This is a genomic window from Actinoplanes sp. NPDC051633 (genome assembly GCF_040681735.1).
Classification (GTDB): domain Bacteria; phylum Actinomycetota; class Actinomycetes; order Mycobacteriales; family Micromonosporaceae; genus Actinoplanes.
Window position 1 is genome coordinate 1 of the sequence record NZ_JBFAZH010001623.1, and the last position, 1,374, is coordinate 1,374.

The 1,374-nt window shown below is 71.5% G+C and carries 1 protein-coding gene and 1 pseudogene; both read right to left on the minus strand.

All coding sequences use genetic code 11. The annotated features are described in order from the left end of the window. Positions 1–366 (minus strand): annotated as a pseudogene (locus tag AB0M20_RS43705) (ABC transporter permease); the annotation flags it as partial. Next, on the minus strand, positions 363–1,277 hold the full coding sequence (locus tag AB0M20_RS43710; RefSeq protein WP_364307409.1) for an ABC transporter ATP-binding protein: 915 nt from the start codon (positions 1,275–1,277) through the stop codon (positions 363–365). The pseudogene AB0M20_RS43705 and the gene AB0M20_RS43710, both read right to left, overlap by 4 nt. Positions 1,278–1,374 lie beyond the last annotated feature (97 nt).

Consider the following 1,374-nt stretch of genomic DNA (forward strand, 5'->3'; position numbering starts at 1 on the left):
GGCGTTGCGGCCCACCCGCGCCGACCGTATCAGCTCCGAGCGTCCCGCCTCCTCGTCCGCGCGGGTGTGCCGCCCGACCAGGAACATGTTCATCAATGCGACGACGATCGCCACGAAGGCGAACACCTCGAACACGACCTCGCCGCCGATCGACCCGAGCAGCCGGGTCGGCCCGCTCATGGCGATCACGGCGGTGTTGCCGCCGATCGTCTGCCGCAGCTGGGCCAGCTCCTCGGGCGTGCCGTACAGGTTCTGGCTCTGCGTCGACTGGATCAGCACGAGCAGGCCGGCGCCCAGCAGCCACCACGGCAACCGGGCCCGCTCCCGGCGCAGCATGAACCGCATCAGGCCGGCCGCGCCGGTCACGACCGCGCCTCGGCATCCGGGCTGTCGTCGCCGTAGTGGCGCAGGAACATCTCCTCCAGGGTCGGCGGCGTGCTGGTCAGACTTCGTACGCCCAGCGGCGCGAGCCGGCGCACCACCGTGTCCAGCTGGGCGGTGTCCACGTCGAAGCGCGCGTGATGGTCCTCGACCAGCACGTCGTGCACGCCGGGCAGCGACTCGAGACCGGTGAGCGGCGTGCTCGTCTCCACCGCGATCGACGTCCGCGTAAGGTGGCGCAGCTCGCCGAGCGTGCCGGCCTCCACCGTGCGGCCCATCCGGATGATGCTCACCCGGTCGCACAGCGCCTCCACCTCGGCCAGGATGTGACTGGAGAGCAGCACCGTCCGGCCCTGCGCCTTGACCTCGGCGATGCACTGCTGGAACACCGACTCCATCAGCGGGTCCAGGCCGGAGGTCGGCTCGTCCAGCAACAGCAGCTCGGCGTCCGACGCGAGGCCGGCGATCAGGGCGACCTTCTGCCGGTTGCCCTTGGAGTAGGTGCGGGCCTTCTTGCGCGGGTCCAGGTCGAACCGGTCGAGCAGGTCGTCGCGGCGGCGGCGGTTCAGCCCGCCCCGCATCCGGCCGAGCAGGTCGATCACCTCGCCACCGGTGACGCCGGGCCACAGGGTGACATCGCCGGGAACGTACGCCAGCCGCCCGTGCAGCGCGACCGCGTCCCGCCACGGATCACCGCCGAGCAGCCGGACCGAGCCGGAGTCGGCACGCAGCAGCCCGAGCAGCACGCGGATCGTGGTGGTCTTGCCGCTGCCGTTGGGCCCGAGGAAGCCGTGCACCTCGCCGGTCGCGACGGACAGATCGAGACCGTCCAGGGCCTTGGCCGGCCCGAAGGACTTGGTCAACGCGGAGACGGAGATCGCCTCTCCGGCGGACATGGTCATGGCGGCTCCCTTGCGGACGGATGGACGACCGGCTTCACGCCGCTGCCCATTGTCGGGGCGGTCACGTCCCGTCCGCTACGGCGACAGGTCC

Bases quoted from the DNA above. Each gene is read 5' to 3' on its own strand.
- AB0M20_RS43710 (WP_364307409.1), bottom strand. From the start codon at position 1,277: ATGTCCGCCGGAGAGGCGATCTCCGTCTCCGCGTTGACCAAGTCCTTC.